Genomic DNA, 16,584 nt, shown 5'->3' on the forward strand with positions numbered 1-16,584 from the left:
GCAGCGCACTGCTTACCACTCATACCGCACCGTGCCCTTGCCGGCGTAAGAGCGCGTCACGCTCGAGAATTCGCCTTCGAAACTTGCCGCGGCCGACCAGCCGTTTAGCCACTTCATTTCCGCGGAGGCGGTGGTAAGGGCGGCCTCGGCTGCCGGTCGGGCGCCGCTGACGACGTAGCTCGCGCCGGGAAGGGCCTGGAACGTCGCGGCGACCGAGTGATCCGGATTGAAGTCGTGCGCCCAGGCTGCGCGACCGCGCAGGGTGAGGATGCCGTTCGCAAGGCCGAAGGATTTGTCGGTGCGCAGGCCGAGCTCGCTGCGCGTGTCGGTCACGCTCTTAGCCGCATAGCTCAGCGCGAACGGGCCTCCGCCTGAGACGACGGACTCCGCATAGCCCGGCAGATTGAACGTCGTGAACTGGCCCGCGGCGTAGGGAGTCACGCCGACGCCGCCGAGCCACGGCGCAATGAGGCGATAGCCGCCTTCGAGACGGCCGCTCCAGGCATTGGCGTTGAACTCCGCGCGCAGATGATCGACGCCGGCAAGCGTGACCGTGCGATCGGTGGTGACGTCCTGCCAGCCATAGGCGAGCGCCGCCGAGATGTAGCCCGGACCGTTGCTGTGGCGAACATAAGCGCCAGCCTGGAACAGGTCGGAGCGTCCGGTGCCGCCACCCACCACGGAGAAGCTGGTGCCGCCACCGGCGAGCGCAAAGCCGGCCAGCGTCTGTGGCGAGAAGGCGTATTCGGTGCCTACGGCGGTGCCGAACAGGTGGCTGGTCGCGCTGTTCGTGCCCTGCGCGATGTTGCCGTCCGTCGTCTGCGATCCTCCGAAGCCCGTAGCCCACACGTTCCAGCGCTGCTCGAAGGTGTTGGCCGGCGGCAGCATCGCGAAGGCGTCGCGCGCGGCGGCGGCCGGCGCGGTTTCGGCATAGGCCGGCGGCGAGGATGCGCCGCTCTCGCGGCCGGCGCCCGAGGGATCGGTGAGCAAGCCCATGAACTGGCCCATGGCCTGGAACGTCGTTTGCTGAGAGCCTGCTGCGGTCTCGCCGGAGGCCTGTGTCAGGCCTTGCGCCGTGAGGCCGCTATAGACCAGCGAGATGCCGCCGGTGCGGTTGAAAAAATCGATGATGGCGTTGCCGACATTCTGCTGGTTGCCGCTCGGGCTGCCGCCCGATGGCGCAACGAAGGTCAGGGTCAGGTTCAGATAGGCGTGCGTGCTGTCGTAGCTCAGTTCGCTATGAAAGTTCGACGGCAGGTTGGTGTTGACGAGCGAGCCGAACGTGCCGCTGATCGCGCCCGCCTTCAGAATGGTATATTTCTTGGCGACGTAGCTGCCGCTGGCATAGACCGCGGTCGCGGTGGCGCCAGACAGCGTCGCGGTGCCCGTGACGCTGGCGAACGAGGCGGTCGAGGGGTTGATCTGAACCAGATAAATCGCGCCGGAGGCGAGCGCGAGGCTGCCGGTGACGGACGCCGAGGTGCCTGGGGTGGTGCCGGGCGCATAAGTGCCACCGCTGTTGACGTTCAGCGTCGCCGTCGAACCCGTGCCGGTGAGGATGCCGCCGTTCACCGTGGTCGTTCCCAGGATCGAACCCGAGTTGGTGGCGGTGCCCGAATTGTTGGTCAGGCCGCCGCTCAGCGTGCCTGAATTGGTGACGGCGCCGCTGTTGGTGATGAGGCCGGATACCGTGCCGCCGGCGTTGTTGATGAAGCTGCCGGCGTTCGCAACCGTGCCGGTCCACACCGCGTTGTTGGTGACGGTGCCGGTGTTGCGGACGACGTCTGCGGTGTACGTGCCGCTGTTGGTCACGCTGCCGGCGTTGTCGAGGGTGTCGCTGATGCTGCCGCCCGCGGAAACCACGATCGTGCCGGATGAATTGTTGACGATGCCGCTGGCCGTCGCCGTCAACTGTCCGGTACTGGCGACCATGATCGCGCCGCTATTGGTCAGAAGACCCTGAATGGTGTAGTCGCCGTTCGCGTTGATCGCCAGCGTCGCGCCATGGGCGTTGGCAAAGGCGGAGTCGCTCATCAGGATGCCGCCGACGTTGAACACGCCGTTGGCATTGTTGGCGATGTCGCCGTTGATCGCGCCGCCATTGGCGTTGACGGTGGCGGTGTTGGTGAGGCCTCCCGCAATAGTGTTGGTGGTCGTCAGCGTGCCGCCAAGGACGTTCACGCCGCCGTTGAGCCGGCCTGCATTGTTGGTGGTTCCGGTGGTGGTGAAAAGCCCGCTGACGATGCCAGCGGCGTTGTTGAGGAAGATTCCTGCGTTGGTGGTGCCGCCGGTCGTCGTCACCGTGCCGTCGTTAGTGAAGACGCCGGCATTGTTGGCGATGGCAGTGGCGCCGAGCGTTCTGCCTGAGGAGACAATAACGGCCGACGCTGAGGTCGAATTATTGGCGAGAGTGGTTATGCCGCTGAAATTGCCGCCGGAGACCGCAAGCGTCGCCGTGCCGCTGTTGGTGAAGTTGCTGTTGGACGAGAGCGCGCCGGCCACCGTGAACGAGCCGGTGCCCTGGTTGGCAATGCCGTCGTTGGTCGCGCCGGCGGCATTCACGATGCCGGTATTAGTAAGGCCGCCGTTGACGGTGCCGGTGGTGGTGAACGTGGCGCTGTTGGTGGTGCCGCCCGTGGTCGTCACCGTGCCGCTGTTGGTGAAGGTACCGGCGTTGTTGGCGATGGCGGTGGCGCCGAGCGTCCTGCCTGAGGAGACAATAACGGCCGACGCTGAGGTCGAATTGTTGCCGAGAGTGGTGATGCCGGTGAAATCGCCGCCGGAGACCGCCAGCGTTGCCGCGCCGCTGTTGGTGAAGGTGCTGTTGGACGTGAGCGCGCCGGACACCGTGAACGAGCCGGTGCCTTGGTTGGCAACGCGGTCGTTGATCGCGCCGGTGACGTTCACGGTGCCGGTATTGGCAAGGCCGCCGTTGACGGTGCCGGTGGTAGTGAACGTGGCGCTGTTGGTGGTGCCGCCCGTGGTCGTCACCGTGCCGCTGTTGACGAAGGTGCCGGCATTGTTGGCGATGGTGGTGGCGCCGAGTGTCATGCCCGAGGAGACAATAACGGCCGAGGCTGACGTCGAATTGTTGGTGAGGGTGGTGATGCCGGTGAAATTGCCACCGGAGACCGCAAAGGTTGCCGTGCCGCTGTTGGTGAATGTGCTGTTGGTCGTGAGTGAGCCGGTCACCGTGAATGTGCCCGTGCTCTGGTTGACAATGCCGTCATTGACCGCGCCCGCCGCATTCACGGTGCCGCTGTTGGTAAGACCGCCATTGACGGTCCCGGTGGTGGTGAAGGTGGCGCTGTTGGTGATACCGCCGGTGGTCGTCACCGTGCCGCTGTTGACGAAGGTGCCGGCGTTGTTGGCGATCGTGGTGGCGCTGAGCGTCCTGGCAGAGGAGACGTTGACGGCCGAGGCTGACGTCGAATTGTTGGTGAAAGTGGTGATGCCGGTGAAATTGCCGCCGGAGACCGCGAGCGTTGCCGTGTCGTTGTTGGTGAAAGTGCTGTTGCTCGTCAGCGCGCCGGTCACCGTGAATGAGCCCGTATTCTGGTTGACGATGCCGTCGTCGACCGCGCCCGCCGCATTCACGGTGCCACTGTTGTTAAGGCCGCCATTCACGATCCCGGTGGTGGTGAAGGTTGCCGCACTTCCGTTCGTGGTGCCGCCGGTCGTCGTCACCGTGCCGTTGTTGGTGAAGGTGCCGGCATTGTTGGCGATGGCGGTGGCGCTGAGTGTCATGCCGGAGGCGACAATAACGGCTGACGCCGACGTCGAATTGTTGGTGAGCGTGCCAATTCCGGCCATGTTGCCGCCGGCCAGCTTCAACACGCCGCTGTTCTGGTTTGTGATGTCGCCTGTGACGGCGACGTTGCCGCCGAGCACGTTGATGTTGCCGTCATTGACGATGCTGTTCGTTCCCGAAGACAGCGTCGCCGTTCCGCCTGGACCGTTGAAATTGATCGTGCCGCCGCCAAGATTGTTCACTGCACCGGCGTCGGCAATGGCACCGCCGGCGCCGACATCGATGACCGCGCCGTTGTTGAGCGTGTTGCCGACGCCTTGCAACCTCGCCCCGGCGCCGATGCTGATCGTGCTGGCATAGTTGGTGATCGTCTGGGCGCTCAGCGTGCGGCCGGCGCCGATGGCGATGGTGCCGTAGTTCGTCAGACTCGTGATGCCGGTTGCGTCATTCGCCGCCGTCGCCCCTGTCACCGACATGGTGACGCCGCCATTGACCTGGACCGTGCTGTTGAAAGCGCCTGCCATGGTCGTGGCGCCGAAGAGCTCGATCGCGCCGATGTTGCTGCCGGCGAGCGCAGTGATGCTGTTGACGCCACCGGTGATGACGATGGCGGACGACAGCACGCCGGTCCCGCCGCCAAAGGGGCTGTGGTTGGCGCCACCCTCCTCACCGCCGGCGATCGTGCCGCTGTTCACGATCGTCAGGTTCTGGCCGACGATTCCGTAACCGCCGGCCTGCGGCCTGGAGGAGATATTGACGTTCTGGAAATCTGTGCCGCCGCCACCGCCCTTGATCGAGCCCGAATTGGTGATCGTCAGCCCGGCGGAAGCCGTCGCGGTCACGCCGTTGCCGCCGCGCCCGCCGATGCCATCTGCGGGAGACGACGGAAAGGGGACGCCCGGACCGTAACTCGAACCACCGCCGCCGGCATCGCCGCCGGCGATCGTGCCGGTATTGACGAGATGGCTAGCCGTCGTGGCGATGACGCCCGACCCGCCGCCGCCACCACCGCCGCCGGCCCCAAAGGCATAGGACGGGAAGAAGGGCGAGGCCCCAAAGCCACCGTTGCCGCCGTTGCCGCCCGTGATCGCGGCATTGTTGGTCAAGTCCGAGCTTACGGTCAGCCCGGCGCCGCCTGCGCCGCCGCCGCCGCCGCCCGACCCAAAGCTGTAGCCCTGGCCACCCCCGCCGCCCTGATCCGAGCCGCCGCCGCTGCCGGCGGAGCCATTGCCGCCGGGCCCGGTGCCGTTGCCGCCGTTCGTGCCAGTTGTCGAGCCGTCGCCGCCGAGACCTGCCGCGCCACCCCCGCCTGCTGCCGAACTTGACCCGTTCCCGCCACCCGCACCATTGGCGCCGGTGCTTTGCGCCAGCGCCGGCAGCGTCGATAGCAACGCTAAGGCCGTCGACACTAAAAAGAGTGCCCGCAAGCTGCGGGCTGCTTTGAAATAATTTTTCCCCGTCCGCACTAACTTCCCCCGGGCATACGATCGCGAGTCCACGGTTGGATTCATCGCATCGGGCGGGGGTGGCGTCCTGATAAGGCGTTGGCTAGTTTCTGAAAGTTTCTGATATTTCCATTTCAGACCCGATCTTTGGGCATTTTCGGCAGACTTCCGCTATACGACCCGGCCGGGAGAGTTGCTTTGGGGGATCATTTGCTTCGTTTCGCCGGCTTCGAGCTGGACCTGCAGCGCGCGGAGCTGCGCGGGGCCGATGGCACGCCGATCAAGCTCCGGCCCAAGACCTTCGAGATGCTGCGCTTGTTCGCGAGAAGCGGCGGGCGGGTGCTGAGCAAGCAGGAGCTGATGGAGGCGGTCTGGCCGTACGTCCATGTCGGTGAGGACAGTCTGTTCCAGTGCATCCGCGAGCTTCGCACCGCGCTCGGAGACGAGCGGCGGCAGCTGATCAAGCTGGCCTCCGGCGGCGGCTACCTGCTGGCGGCGGAGGTCGTGGACACGCCTGATGCCACGGCGCAGGCAGAGGCGACGCCGTCGGCTGCAACCGAGGCGGGCGAGCGCGGCCGGCCCGCCTTGGTCGCCACGCAGCCCGTGCGACCGCAGCGTGCCATCTTCGGTTTGAGCCGTCGTGCCGTCGCCGCCGCCGTGGCGGGGCTCGGCGTGATCGTCATGGGGCTCGCGGTGGCCGCGCCCGTGCTGAAGCCGGACCTGCTGTTCAAGCGGACGCCGCCGCGCGTCGCGGTGCTGCCGATCGTTGATGCCAGCAACGATCCCCGGGGCGTGGCGATGGCAGCGGAAGTGACCGGCCGCCTCACGGATGGTTTTGCCAAGATCCAGAACATCAGCGTGGTGGCGCCACGATTGGCGGCGGTCGCGGGCAGCGAGAGCACCGCACCGGCTGCGTCATCGGAGTACGAACTGCGGGGCGAGCTGCAACTCGGCGGTGAATCCTGGACGCTGCGGGCGCGGATCATCAAGGCGGGCACCGGCGAAGTTCAATCGGTTGCGGCGGCGTCGATCAGTGCTGACGAGGCGGACGCGCGGCTTGCGCAGGCCCGGCTTGCTGCGGGCGTCGGCCATGTGCTCGCGAGCGGCCTGAATGAAATCCTGGAGCCGAGCGCATCGTCATCCGCACGCCGCAAATCATCGGCGAGCGGCGACAAGGTGGCGGTCGAGCAGGCGCTCGCCTCGATCAACCAGACCACGCGCGAGCGTTTCGGTGCGGCGCAGGCCATGCTGCAGAAGGCGATCAGCGAGGATCCAGACAATGTCGATCTTGCCGTCGCGCTCGCCTCGCTGCAGATGCGCGGCATCCAGATGGTCTGGTTCAGCCCGGAGGAGGCCGTTGCAGTCGAGGCCAGGGCCAACGCGACGCTCGAGCAGGCGTTGCGATCGAGGCCGAATTCGATTCCGGTGCTTGAAGCGCGTTGTCGCTTCCTCAGCGCGACCAACCATTTCGTGGAAAGTCTCGTCACTTGTGCCAAGGCCTTGAGCTTCGATCCGTGGAACGGGTCCGCGCTCTATTTGATCGGGCTCGGGCAGATCTTTCTCGGCCGCTTCGACGATGCGCTCGCGACGTTTGAGCAGGCCGATCGCTACGACACGCCGCAGGCCTCGCGCTGGACCTGGCTGCTCGGCGCAGGCACCGCGAATGCCTTGATGGGGCGCTACGAGGAGGCGCTGCCGTGGCTGCAGCGTTCGATCGCGATCACGCCGGCAACCGGCCGCTCGCACTTTCTTCTCGCCGCCACCTACCAGAGACTGGGTCGCAGCGGGGAGGCGAAAGCGGCGATCGCGGAGGGGCTGCGCTTGCGGCCCGGCACGAACGGACAAAGCGTCTGGCCGCCGATGAAGAACGTCAGCCCGGTGTGCGTCGCAGCCTGGGAGCGGGTCGTGCAGGCCGAGGTCGACGCAGGATTGCCGGAGCAGTAGGCCTACCGCCACCTGCGATGCAGCCAGAGCCACTGCTCGGGATATTCGCGCACCCAGCCTTCCACCACGTCGGTGACGGCCTGGGTCGTGCCCTGGATGTCGATCTTGCCTTCGGCGTCGCGCACCGGCGGGATCTCTTCCGTGAGCTCGGTGCGGAAGCGGAAGCCGGGAAGGCGGATGACGCGCACGCCGTGGATGGGGCACTCGACCTGGCGCAACAGGCGCGCCAGCGTCGGGTTGGCGCGGGTCTTGCGGCCGAAGAAGGTGACCTCGACGCCGCCGGTCAGGTACTGGTCGATCAGGATGGCAACGTGCTTGCCGTCCCTCAGCGCCTGTCCGAGCCGTAAGGGTGCGTCGCGGCCCGCGGGGATCAGCGTGCCCATGTTGACCTGGCGCATCTGCTGGATGATGCGGTCGGCGGAGGCAATGTTCGGCCGGCGGTAGAGGATCGCGGCGTCGAGGCCGTGCGCGGGGGCCGCGAGCGCAGGCAATTCCCAATTGGCCAGATGCGCGGCGAAGATCAGGGCCGGCTTGCCGTCGTCCCTGATGCGGTCGTACAGCTCGATGGTCCGCGGCGACAGCTCGATTCGGCTGCGCTCCGGATGCGCGCGATCGTAATCCCAGACATGATCGATATGGGCGAACTCGGCGCCGACGCGGCCGAGATTGTCCCACACGCCCATCAGGATCTCTTCGATCTCGTCCGGCGACTTCTCGGGAAAGGCCGCGGTGAGATTGGCGCGGCCGATGCGATGCTCGCGCAGCCGCGGGCCGATGGCCTTGGTGACGCGCGCGAAAAAGTCCGATGTCTTGATCGGATCGAAATAGCGCGTGGTGCGCAGCATGCCGACGGTGGCGGCGCCGATCAGGCCTCCGCCGATCGACTTGGCTGCGTTCCGCGCGCGAATCTTCGTGCTGATGGGAATCAGCGCCATGCTGCGTCCGGTCAGGCCGGTTCGCGGGTCAGGATCAGCGAGGCGTTCTGGCCGCCGAAGCCGAACGAGTTCGACATCACCGCGGTGACGCGGGCGTCGCGCGCCTTGTTGCCGACCACGTTGAACAGGATCGTGGGATCCGGCGTCTCGTAGTTGATGGTCGGCGGGATGCGCTGATGCTCGAGGGTGAGCAGCGAGAAGATCGCCTCGACCGCGCCGGCGGCCGAGATGGTGTGGCCGACCATCGACTTGTTCGAGGTGACCGGAATCTTCTGCGCGAGATCGCCGAACACGGCCGAGGTCGTGTTGAACTCCATCTTGTCGTTCTCGGGCGTCGCCGTGCCGTGCGCGTTGATGTGGTCGATCTGATCGGGGGTCATGCCGGCATCGGCCAGCGTCTTGTTCATGCAGCCGATGATCGGCTTGCCGTCGGGCGAGGAGCGGGTGCGATGGAACGAGTCCGTGAGCTCGCCGCAGCCGGCAATCACACCGAGGATTTTTGCGCCGCGCGCGGTCGCGGCTTCATAGCTTTCCAGCACCAGGGCACCGGCGCCTTCGGCCATGACGAAGCCGTCGCGGTTCTTGGAGAAGGGGCGGGAGGCCGCCTGCGGCGGATCGTTCTGGGTCGACAGCGCCGAGAGCAGCGAGAAGCGCACCAGCGCCTCCGGATTGACGGTGCCGTCGGTCGCGACGCACAGCGCCGCATCGGTCTCGCCGCGGCGGATCGCCTCGACGCCGAGCTGGATCGAGGTCGCGCCCGACGCGCAGGCCGTCGACAGCGAGATCGGCGAGCCCTTGGTGCCGAAGGTCTCGGCGAGGTGAGCGGCGACCGAGCCGAACATGAAGCGGTGGTGATAGGCGCTGTACTTGCCGCCGCCGGAGATGCGCAGCAAATCGTCATAGGTGAAGTCGGGCGCGCCGACGGCGCGGCCGAGCTCGCGGCGCTGCGGCCACTCGACTTCAACAGGCGCAACCGCGAGGAAGAGCGGGCCGGGGAAATCGGCCTTGGCGCCGATGCCGGCCTGCTCCAGCGCTTCCTGCGTGACCAGCTCGGCCATGCGTTCGGACAGGCCGGTGGAGGAGAACGGATCGACGCTGACGAAATCGACGGTGCCGGCCATCGTGGTCTTGAGCCCGTCGACCGGAAAGCGCGTGATGGTGCGGATGCCGGATTCGCCGGCAACGAGCTTCGACCAATTGTCGGCCTTGCCGGCACCGAGCGAGGTCATGATGCCCATGCCGGTGACGACGACGACGGGACGCCCGAGTTTGTCGCGTGGTGCAGTCATGTCGATCGTCCCCCGATAGAGCTGGAACATGATCCGGAAAACCGTGACGCGGTTTCCCGGTAAGATCATGCTCGAAACAACAACCGGCTAAAGCGCGGCGCGCTTTAGCTTACAGCCTCGACCAGCGCCATGCCTTCGCCGCGCCAGTGTCCGGCTCCCACCACGACAATCTGGGTGGGCGCCGACTGCATTTCAATCTCGGTCCCGGTCGAATCGTTCGGCGGGAACAGCGCGCCGCGCGAGATCGAGAGCGCGGCGAGCGCAATGCCGAGCGGAAATTGCGTTTCCATGGTGTGGCCGAACATCGTGCCGGTCGCGCGCACCGGGAAGTCGGCGTGCTTCTTCAGGAAGTCGCGTTCCTCGGACGTGGCGGGCTCTGCGCCTGTCGCGCCCGAGATGATCGCACCCTTGCCGGCGCGCTTGGGCAGCTTGTCCCAGAGCTTCTCCAGCGTCGCTTCCATGTCGCCGGACTGCTTGCGCCGGGCGAGATCGGTCACCACGCTCGACAGCTTGGCGTACGGTTTCGCGCCGCGCGCTTCCGCATGCGCCCTGGATTCCAGCACGAGGAAGGCACCGGCCGAGCCGAGCGCGAAGCCGGCGTGATCCTTGCGCGCCCAGACGGGGGCGAACTTGTCCTTCAGGTTGAAGTCGCCGAATTCGTAGAGGACCATGAGGTCCTTGCGCTCGCCATTATGCGAGCCGCCGACCAGCGCAATATCGCTCTCGCCCGAGGCGATGCGCGACAGCGCGATGCGCGCGGCGTCGGCACCCGCAACCTCTTCGCCCATGAAGGTGCGCGAGGTGCCGCCGAGACCGTTGACGATGGCGATGTTGCCGGCGAGCAGATTGGAGAGCTGGGCCAGAAACAGCGTCGGCCTGAGATCGCTCATCAGCCGCTCGTTGAGGAAGCCCGGCGCGTTGGCGCCCTTGGCCTCGGCGGTGAGCACGCCGGTGTCGACGTTGAGATCGCGCTCGCCGCCACCGGCGGCCACGACCATGTCGATTTTCGAGAGGATATCCTTGTTGCCCTTGATGCCCGCCGAGTCGAGCGCGAGGCCCGCGGCATAGACGCCGATGCGCTGCCAGGCTTCCATCTGGCGCTGATCGCCCTTCTTCGGGATCTGGCTGTCGAAGGTGACAGGCAGCAGCGGATGCACGATGAAAGGTGCGAAGCCCTTCTCGTCGACGTTGATGCGCTTCTCCTGGAGCGCGGCCCAGTTGGCATCGAGCCCTTCGCCGAGCGAGGTGGCGAGACCAATACCGGTGATCCAGACTTCCGTCTGGCCCGGCTTCGAAGCTGTGTCATTCATGGCGAGACGGCCTGTTGCGGAAAACCGACGCGCTTGGCGACAGCGTCCATGTATCCGCGCATATCCGGATTGGGGAAGGGAATCAGCGTGAAGGTGAGCGTCGAATTCGCGCGCAGCTTGCCTCCAACCCGGATCTTGGCCTCGGTCATCGCATAGCCCGAGCCCTCGTGGACGAGGCTCGCCTGGAGGGTCATGAGGTCGCCCGGATACACCGAGCCGCGCACCTTGGCTTCCTTCACGGCGGCGAGGATCGGCATGCGCTCGAACTTCAGGAGGCCAAGCAGCAGAAAGCCCGAGGCCTGCGCCATCGATTCGATCAGCAGCACGCCGGGCATCAGGGGAAAGCCCGGGAAGTGCCCTTCGAAGACGGTGCTCTCCCGGGGGACCTGGGCCTCGACGACGATCGTCTTCTCGTCGACCTTGAGGTCGACGATGCGATCGATCATGTGGAAGTATTCGAGTTGCATGATCGCCCGATTAGGCGCTTGCGCCCTTGGCGGCAACCAGCTCGTCGATGCGCGCACACAGGTTCTTCAGCACGAAATACTGCTCGGTGGTGGCCTTGCCGTCGTTGACTTCCTGGGTCCACTTTTCGAGCGGCAGCTTGATGCCGAACTGCTTGTCGATCGCGAAGGCGATGTCCAGGAAATCGAGGCTGTCGATGCCGAGGTCATCGATGGCATGGCTGTCGGGCGTGATCGTGTCGCGCGGGATGTCGCAGGTTTCAGCGATGATCGTAGCGACCTGATCGAATGTGGAGGACATCACTAAGCCTTTGATATATTGCTGTATTTTTCAGGTATCCCAGAGTGGCACGGTGGGTGGACATCGCGCCCCTGATGACACCCTCTAACCCCCTCTGGACGGGTCGAGAGCCCGTATATCGGAGCGCCGCCTTGAGTTCAATGGAGCCGGACGGGACCGTGGACAGGGATGCCGGCTTGGGCGGTTTCCGCCCACGGGGTGTCCTGCGCCCGGGAGGCGGTCTAAATGTGCGGGGTCGTGATCTTGACGCAATCCCGCCGGCCCATCAGCACGCAATCCTGAGTCCGGCGCAAATCGGCGATGCTGACGGCGAGCCAGATTCCGATGGCGGTGAGGGCGATGGTGAAAGCCAAGGCCGCGATATTGGCAAGCATGCGGTGGCGGAAATCGTCCGGCTCCGCGCGCGGCTGCTCATAACGGGACAGGTCGAGCGGTTCGGGGGCTGCTGCATGCAGCTGCTGTACAATGCCGCCACCCCCGTGGATCACAGGGGAGCGCGTCGTTCGCGGCCTGAACTGGAGCACCTGGTGCTCGCCGTCCGAGGTTATGGGCCGCTGGGATTTCATGGGACGAGGGTCACTCCGAAGCAGCGATTTTTAGATAGCATAAGCGCGACGGGGGGTGCGAGAAAATCTTCTCGCCGCTGCCAGCCACGTGCCACTGCGCTGCAATAACGGCCGGCACAAAAGCGCCTCCAGTCTCGAACCCCATGTTGCCGCCACACGGCCGATGGCATAATCGGGAACTCGGACCACAGACGCCACCAGACGAGAGGTCGTTCGATCATGACCACCAACGCGCGCGAGCCGAGAGTGCACCCGGTGCCGATCCTGTCGCTGCGGCCGACGCAGATGACGGTCGGCATGCGCGAGGTCAAGGAGAAGCGCAAGCGCTGGCGCGAACACGGCAAGAAGAAGCAGGCCGATCTGCTCGGCACCCATATGATCCCCGTCGTCGCCGGACCTGACGGGCGCTATTACGTCATCGACCACCACCATCTCGGCCGCGCGCTCCACGACGAGGGCATCAAGCAGGTGCTGGTCACCGTCGTCGGTGATCTCCGCATGGTCGAGCGCGAGGCGTTCTGGGGCGTGATGGACAACAAGCGCTGGGTCTATCCCTACGACAGCAAGGGCCAGCGTCGCCCGTTCCGCGATCTGCCGAAATCGGTCGTCGATCTCAAGGACGATCCCTACCGCAGCCTTGCCGGCGAGCTGCGCCGCATGGGCGGCTTCGCCAAGGACACCACGCCGTTCTCCGAATTCTTGTGGGCCGATTTCCTGCGACGCAAGCTGACGCGCAAGGCTGTCGACGCCAATTTCGACAAGGCGCTCGAGAAAGCGCTCGCCGCGGCCAAGAGCAAGGACGCGGTCTATCTGCCCGGCTGGTGCGGCCCGGCGTCGGACGACTGAGGCGTCCCGCGGAAAACATCTTCGCTCCGAAAGAAGCTCCTGTCGGCGACACGGTCCCGGTCGAAATCCTGCGCGCGGTGACGGCGCGGGCGCTGCTGTCTCACAGTTCCGGGTTTCCGAACTGGGCTTCCAAGGGACCCCTGACGCCGAATTTTGCCCCGGCTGCGCGCTGGCAATATTCAGGCGCGGGACAATTGCTGCTCCAGCGCATGCGCGAAATCGTAACCGACCGGCGTGCAGCCCGATAAGCTCGATCCGATCACAGCGGCTTGAAGGAAATCATTTTCCGCGCCGACGAAACCGTCCTGAAACGGAGCCGCCCATCTAATTGCGGCAGTCGAGCTCACACAGGAGGCTCACATGCGGCGTCTGCTTTTCAGTATCGCCTTGCTCGCAGTTGCTTCAGCGGGAATCTCGGCCTCGTTTGCCGCGGTCCAGCAGGCCAGGACACTGACGTTTGCCGAGCGCTTGCACCGGCACTTCCGCTGATGGTCAATCACTAGCGGCATACGCGCGATCATTTCGGATCTGGTAAGCCGGGCGGGGACAGCAACCGCTCCATCTCCGCGGCGGCCTCGCCATCGCGCACCTTCTGCAGCAGCGTACGGCGCTCCGTGCCGGCGGGAAGATTCTTGGCCGCGGCGCGGGCATCCTGCGTGAATTTGGTCAGGCGTTCCTGGAGGGTCAGGGCCGGTCGCGTACGGTTGCGCTTGTTGGTCATGATTTGCCCTTTCGAGCCCCGACGACACCATGTGCGGCCAAGCCGCGTCCTTAACTTTTGTTGGAACCGGGCAGCGCGATCGCGGGTTTTTCTTCCGCGGCGCTGCTGCGCCGTGAGTTCCATCTCCGCGACCGGAGGCAGACAAAGTGCCCAGCGACGCGATCCGCGCCGCGCTCATCGAGCGACTGCGCATTTCGTCCGCCATCGCGGACAAGGACATCAGGGAAATCGAAGCCCTGCCGATCTCGGTGCGTGAGTTCCCCGCAGAGACGGCGGTGGTGCGCGATGGCGAGCGTGCGACAAACTGCTGCCTGATCACCGACGGATTTTGCGCGCGCTCCAAGACGATCGCGAACGGCAAGCGGCAGATCCTTTCGCTGCACATCCCCGGCGAGATCCCCGATTTGATGAGCCTGTTCCTGCACGTCATGGATCATGACCTCGCCACGCTGACGCCCGCCACGCTTGGCTTCATCAAGCATGACGATTTGCAGAAGCTGCATCGCCGCAGCCCTGATCTCGCCGAGATGTTTTGGCGCGATACGCTGATCGATGCCGCCATGTTCCGCGAATGGATCGTCAATGTCGGTCAGCGTCCCGCGCCGGCGCGCCTCGCACACGTCATGATCGAGCTGCGCGAACGCCTCAGGCTCATCGGCCGCGTGGACGGCGACAGCTTCGAGATGCCGTTGACGCAGGAGCAGGTCGGCGAAGCCCTGGGGATCACCTCGGTGCACGCCAACAGGGTGATCAAGCAGGTGCGGCAGGACGGTATCGTCGAGTTCAATCGCGGCCGCGTCACCGTGCTCGACGAGCGGAAATTCCAGGAACTAGCGGATTTCGACGTTCGTTACCTGCATCAGTCGCCAACCCTTTGAGGCACCCGATGCCGCGCTTCCATTTCGACATCCACGAGGACAGCCGCCTGATCGCGGACGAAGATGGGCAGAATCTGGCGGATGTAGGCGTCGCCCGCAAGGAAGCGATGCTCACCGGCGCGTCCATCGCGCGCGAGGCGTTTCTCACCGGCAGCGCAGATCATGTCGTCGTGGACGTGCGCGAGGACGAGCATGCGCCGTGCCTGAAGATCTCGATCACGCTCGAGGTCGAAGAGCTGGCCGACGGGTAGCCAGGGCGACGCTGTGCGCGATCGGGGACAACAACCGAAAAATAGGAACGTCGATACGAGGACGACGTCATTCCCGTGCGATCGGCCTTCCGCCCGACTGGTCGGTTGCACCTTCAGCGGCGGTCCCGGCACGTACGCGTAAGAGCCGGGATCGTCCGCTCTTGGCACGATCCGGCTACCGTTTCGACTTGGTTGCGATCGCACGAATGCGCCGGCGACAGGAACGAAATTAACATGGATTACTTTACCCGTCGGGGAGCCCCGTCGAGTATTGGTCATGCCGCGATTCTTCTTCAATGTCCGGAACGGCGATCGGTTGAACGATCGCGACGATGTTGGTCAGGAGCTTCCGGATCGGCGCGCCGCATGGGAGATGGCGACCCGGTACGCCGGCGACAGCCTGCGCGACCTCGATGGTGATCTGCAACCGGATGATGACTGGCAGCTTGACGTGCAGACGGAAGACGGCGCATGCGTCTTCCAGATCTTGGTCCGTGCGCGCCACGGGTGACCCCTGCCGGGTGCCCATCGCGCGAGCTAACGGGAACCCGGTTTTTGCCCCGACGCGACAAGGAGTAGAGGAATGAGCACACGAGACGACATTCACGCCACGCGGCGAACAGAACCGAATGGGGTCGAGCCGGCATTTTCCGAAGACGATCTGCAGCGTGAGCAGCTCGGACCGCGCGGTGTTCCCGGGCAGCCCGATAACGCCACGATGACCCCGCAGCGCGCCAAGAAAACGCCCGCGGAAGGCCATTTCGACGGACATACGTCCTGAACGCTGACGTGCATGCCGGGCGGTCGGTCACCTGAGAGGGCCGCTACGTCTGCCGATGGTCCTGGTGTGGCTCGCTCTTGCCGCCGAGCATTCGGTGCACTTGATGCTCGATGCGGCGGCCGACCGTGAGCACCGTAAAGGCGAGCCCCAGCGCGACTGCAACGATCTTCCATTGCCCGGCGCCGCAGACGATGCCGAGGCAGGCGGCCAGGAAGGTGCAGGCGGCACTGGTCAGGCCGCGGACGCGAAATCGGTCGCTCTCGTGGACGATCACGCCGGCGCCGAGAAAGCCGATGCCGGTAAGAATGCCCTGGATGACCCGGCTGGTGGCATCGACGGCCTTGCCGGGCTCGGCCAGTTGCAGCGCCAGCAGCACCACGGTCGCGGTGGACAGCCCGACGATGCCGAGCGTCTTCAGCCCGATCGGATTGCCGTGCAGATCGCGGTTGAGACCGATCGCGCTGCCGGCCAGTGTTGCGACGCCGAGGCGCAGCAGGATTTCGCTCCAGTCGAGCTCCGTCATGTTTTCGGCAGGCGCCCCATCAGATAGAATTCGTCGTTCGGCCGCATGCTGGTGAAATTCGCCAGTCGATTCGACAGGGCGAAGAAGGCGGAGATCGCGGCGATGTCCCAGACATCGTCGTCGCTGAAGCCGTGCAGGGCGAGGGCTGCGAAATCCTCCTCCGAGCTCCGCTGCGCGTCCGTCGAGATCTTCATCGCGAAATCGAGCATCGCCTTCTGCCGCGGCGTGATGTCGGCCTTGCGATAGTTGGTCGCGATCTGATCGGCAATCACAGGATTCCTGGCGCGGATGCGCAGGATCGCGCCATGGGCGATCACGCAATACTGGCACTGGTTGGCCGCCGACGTCGCCACCACGATCATCTCGCGTTCGGCCTTGGTGAGTCCGCTGTCCTTCTCCATCAGTGCGTCGTGATAGGCGAAGAAGGCGCGGAATTCGTCGGGCCGGTAGGCCAGCGTCAGGAATACGTTCGGCACGAAGCCGCTCTTTTCCTGCACGGTGAGCAGGCGCGTGCGGATGTCGTCAGGCAGGCTGTCGATGGCGGGTGCGGGGAAGCGTTGCACGGGCTTTGTCATGGCC

18 protein-coding genes are annotated in these 16,584 nt (G+C 65.4%); 7 read left to right on the forward strand and 11 right to left on the reverse strand.

Annotated features, from left to right (window positions below; translation table 11 throughout):
* Nucleotides 1–12: 12 nt before the first annotated feature.
* Nucleotides 13–5,160, reverse strand: coding sequence for a beta strand repeat-containing protein (locus ACVIIW_RS24285; RefSeq protein WP_456703051.1), 5,148 nt, complete (start codon nucleotides 5,158–5,160; stop codon nucleotides 13–15).
* A gap of 246 nt (nucleotides 5,161–5,406) precedes the next feature.
* Between ACVIIW_RS24285 and ACVIIW_RS24290 the strand changes: the two genes are divergently transcribed.
* Nucleotides 5,407–7,140 carry a winged helix-turn-helix domain-containing protein gene (locus tag ACVIIW_RS24290; RefSeq protein WP_456703052.1) on the forward strand — a complete coding sequence of 578 codons (1,734 nt, stop codon included), beginning with the start codon at nucleotides 5,407–5,409 and terminating at the stop codon, nucleotides 7,138–7,140.
* A 2-nt stretch (nucleotides 7,141–7,142) separates the two neighbouring features.
* Here the strand turns inward: ACVIIW_RS24290 and ACVIIW_RS24295 are convergent, their stop codons facing one another.
* The 6 genes from ACVIIW_RS24295 to ACVIIW_RS24320 all read right to left on the reverse strand — a co-directional run bounded on the left by ACVIIW_RS24295 (nucleotide 7,143) and on the right by ACVIIW_RS24320 (nucleotide 12,005).
* On the reverse strand, nucleotides 7,143–8,075 hold the full coding sequence (locus ACVIIW_RS24295; RefSeq protein ID WP_456703053.1) for a lipid A biosynthesis lauroyl acyltransferase: 933 nt from the start codon (nucleotides 8,073–8,075) through the stop codon (nucleotides 7,143–7,145).
* Nucleotides 8,076–8,086: 11 nt separating this feature from the next.
* Nucleotides 8,087–9,364, reverse strand: a complete 1,278-nt coding sequence (locus ACVIIW_RS24300; protein WP_456703054.1) for a beta-ketoacyl-ACP synthase — start codon at nucleotides 9,362–9,364, stop codon at nucleotides 8,087–8,089.
* A gap of 104 nt (nucleotides 9,365–9,468) precedes the next feature.
* Nucleotides 9,469–10,674: a beta-ketoacyl-ACP synthase gene (locus tag ACVIIW_RS24305; protein WP_456703055.1), complete on the reverse strand. Its 1,206-nt coding sequence runs from the start codon at nucleotides 10,672–10,674 to the stop codon at nucleotides 9,469–9,471.
* Entirely contained in the window at nucleotides 10,671–11,141 is a 471-nt protein-coding gene (locus tag ACVIIW_RS24310) for a 3-hydroxyacyl-ACP dehydratase FabZ family protein (RefSeq protein WP_456703056.1), read from the reverse strand. The genes ACVIIW_RS24305 and ACVIIW_RS24310 overlap by 4 nt, the downstream gene beginning before the upstream one ends.
* A 10-nt stretch (nucleotides 11,142–11,151) precedes the next feature.
* On the reverse strand, nucleotides 11,152–11,439 hold the full coding sequence (locus tag ACVIIW_RS24315) for an acyl carrier protein (protein WP_007592476.1): 288 nt from the start codon (nucleotides 11,437–11,439) through the stop codon (nucleotides 11,152–11,154).
* 221 nt (nucleotides 11,440–11,660) lie between these two features.
* Nucleotides 11,661–12,005 (reverse strand): hypothetical protein, encoded by a 345-nt coding sequence (locus ACVIIW_RS24320; RefSeq protein WP_456703057.1) that lies wholly within the window; start codon nucleotides 12,003–12,005, stop codon nucleotides 11,661–11,663.
* Nucleotides 12,006–12,224: 219 nt separating this feature from the next.
* Here ACVIIW_RS24320 and ACVIIW_RS24325 point away from each other — a divergent pair, with 219 nt between their 5' ends.
* On the forward strand, nucleotides 12,225–12,851 hold the full coding sequence (locus ACVIIW_RS24325) for a ParB-like protein (RefSeq protein WP_456703058.1): 627 nt from the start codon (nucleotides 12,225–12,227) through the stop codon (nucleotides 12,849–12,851).
* Between the two features lie 179 nt (nucleotides 12,852–13,030).
* Here the strand turns inward: ACVIIW_RS24325 and ACVIIW_RS24330 are convergent, their stop codons facing one another.
* The gene (locus ACVIIW_RS24330; RefSeq protein WP_456703059.1) at nucleotides 13,031–13,198 is read right to left on the reverse strand and encodes a hypothetical protein; all 168 of its coding nucleotides are present in this window, start codon (nucleotides 13,196–13,198) and stop codon (nucleotides 13,031–13,033) included.
* Nucleotides 13,199–13,211: 13 nt separating this feature from the next.
* On the opposite strand from ACVIIW_RS24330, the gene ACVIIW_RS24335 reads away from it, so the two are divergent.
* Complete coding sequence (locus ACVIIW_RS24335) at nucleotides 13,212–13,340, forward strand: hypothetical protein (RefSeq protein WP_456703060.1); 129 nt, start codon at nucleotides 13,212–13,214, stop codon at nucleotides 13,338–13,340.
* 28 nt (nucleotides 13,341–13,368) lie between these two features.
* Here the strand turns inward: ACVIIW_RS24335 and ACVIIW_RS24340 are convergent, their stop codons facing one another.
* Nucleotides 13,369–13,572, reverse strand: a complete 204-nt coding sequence (locus tag ACVIIW_RS24340; RefSeq protein ID WP_456703061.1) for a hypothetical protein — start codon at nucleotides 13,570–13,572, stop codon at nucleotides 13,369–13,371.
* Nucleotides 13,573–13,718: 146 nt separating this feature from the next.
* Between ACVIIW_RS24340 and ACVIIW_RS24345 the strand changes: the two genes are divergently transcribed.
* The 4 genes from ACVIIW_RS24345 (at nucleotide 13,719) to ACVIIW_RS24360 (ending at nucleotide 15,482) form a co-directional block, all read left to right on the forward strand.
* On the forward strand, nucleotides 13,719–14,450 hold the full coding sequence (locus ACVIIW_RS24345; RefSeq protein ID WP_456703062.1) for a Crp/Fnr family transcriptional regulator: 732 nt from the start codon (nucleotides 13,719–13,721) through the stop codon (nucleotides 14,448–14,450).
* A gap of 8 nt (nucleotides 14,451–14,458) precedes the next feature.
* On the forward strand, nucleotides 14,459–14,701 hold the full coding sequence (locus ACVIIW_RS24350; protein WP_456703063.1) for a DUF6894 family protein: 243 nt from the start codon (nucleotides 14,459–14,461) through the stop codon (nucleotides 14,699–14,701).
* A 277-nt stretch (nucleotides 14,702–14,978) separates the two neighbouring features.
* Nucleotides 14,979–15,212: a DUF6894 family protein gene (locus ACVIIW_RS24355; protein ID WP_456703064.1), complete on the forward strand. Its 234-nt coding sequence runs from the start codon at nucleotides 14,979–14,981 to the stop codon at nucleotides 15,210–15,212.
* Between the two features lie 72 nt (nucleotides 15,213–15,284).
* On the forward strand, nucleotides 15,285–15,482 hold the full coding sequence (locus ACVIIW_RS24360; RefSeq protein ID WP_456703065.1) for a hypothetical protein: 198 nt from the start codon (nucleotides 15,285–15,287) through the stop codon (nucleotides 15,480–15,482).
* 43 nt (nucleotides 15,483–15,525) lie between these two features.
* Here the strand turns inward: ACVIIW_RS24360 and ACVIIW_RS24365 are convergent, their stop codons facing one another.
* Entirely contained in the window at nucleotides 15,526–16,005 is a 480-nt protein-coding gene (locus ACVIIW_RS24365; protein ID WP_456703066.1) for an MgtC/SapB family protein, read from the reverse strand.
* Nucleotides 16,002–16,580, reverse strand: coding sequence for a peroxidase-related enzyme (locus ACVIIW_RS24370; RefSeq protein ID WP_456703067.1), 579 nt, complete (start codon nucleotides 16,578–16,580; stop codon nucleotides 16,002–16,004). The genes ACVIIW_RS24365 and ACVIIW_RS24370 overlap by 4 nt, the downstream gene beginning before the upstream one ends.
* Nucleotides 16,581–16,584: the final 4 nt, after the last annotated feature.

Source organism: Bradyrhizobium sp. USDA 4449 (assembly GCF_054056275.1).

Excerpts from the sequence above, each read along its gene's own strand:
- ACVIIW_RS24335 (WP_456703060.1), top strand. The coding sequence starts at position 13,212 with ATGCGGCGTCTGCTTTTCAGTATCGCCTTGCTCGCAGTTGCTTCAGCG.
- ACVIIW_RS24295 (WP_456703053.1), bottom strand. The coding sequence starts at position 8,075 with ATGGCGCTGATTCCCATCAGCACGAAGATTCGCGCGCGGAACGCAGCC.
- ACVIIW_RS24320 (WP_456703057.1), bottom strand. The coding sequence starts at position 12,005 with ATGAAATCCCAGCGGCCCATAACCTCGGACGGCGAGCACCAGGTGCTC.
- ACVIIW_RS24325 (WP_456703058.1), top strand. The coding sequence starts at position 12,225 with ATGACCACCAACGCGCGCGAGCCGAGAGTGCACCCGGTGCCGATCCTG.
- ACVIIW_RS24365 (WP_456703066.1), bottom strand. The coding sequence starts at position 16,005 with ATGACGGAGCTCGACTGGAGCGAAATCCTGCTGCGCCTCGGCGTCGCA.
- ACVIIW_RS24310 (WP_456703056.1), bottom strand. The coding sequence starts at position 11,141 with ATGCAACTCGAATACTTCCACATGATCGATCGCATCGTCGACCTCAAG.
- ACVIIW_RS24350 (WP_456703063.1), top strand. The coding sequence starts at position 14,459 with ATGCCGCGCTTCCATTTCGACATCCACGAGGACAGCCGCCTGATCGCG.
- ACVIIW_RS24300 (WP_456703054.1), bottom strand. The coding sequence starts at position 9,364 with ATGACTGCACCACGCGACAAACTCGGGCGTCCCGTCGTCGTCGTCACC.
- ACVIIW_RS24360 (WP_456703065.1), top strand. The coding sequence starts at position 15,285 with ATGAGCACACGAGACGACATTCACGCCACGCGGCGAACAGAACCGAAT.
- ACVIIW_RS24340 (WP_456703061.1), bottom strand. The coding sequence starts at position 13,572 with ATGACCAACAAGCGCAACCGTACGCGACCGGCCCTGACCCTCCAGGAA.
- ACVIIW_RS24305 (WP_456703055.1), bottom strand. The coding sequence starts at position 10,674 with ATGAATGACACAGCTTCGAAGCCGGGCCAGACGGAAGTCTGGATCACC.
- ACVIIW_RS24370 (WP_456703067.1), bottom strand. The coding sequence starts at position 16,580 with ATGACAAAGCCCGTGCAACGCTTCCCCGCACCCGCCATCGACAGCCTG.
- ACVIIW_RS24355 (WP_456703064.1), top strand. The coding sequence starts at position 14,979 with ATGCCGCGATTCTTCTTCAATGTCCGGAACGGCGATCGGTTGAACGAT.
- ACVIIW_RS24315 (WP_007592476.1), bottom strand. The coding sequence starts at position 11,439 with ATGTCCTCCACATTCGATCAGGTCGCTACGATCATCGCTGAAACCTGC.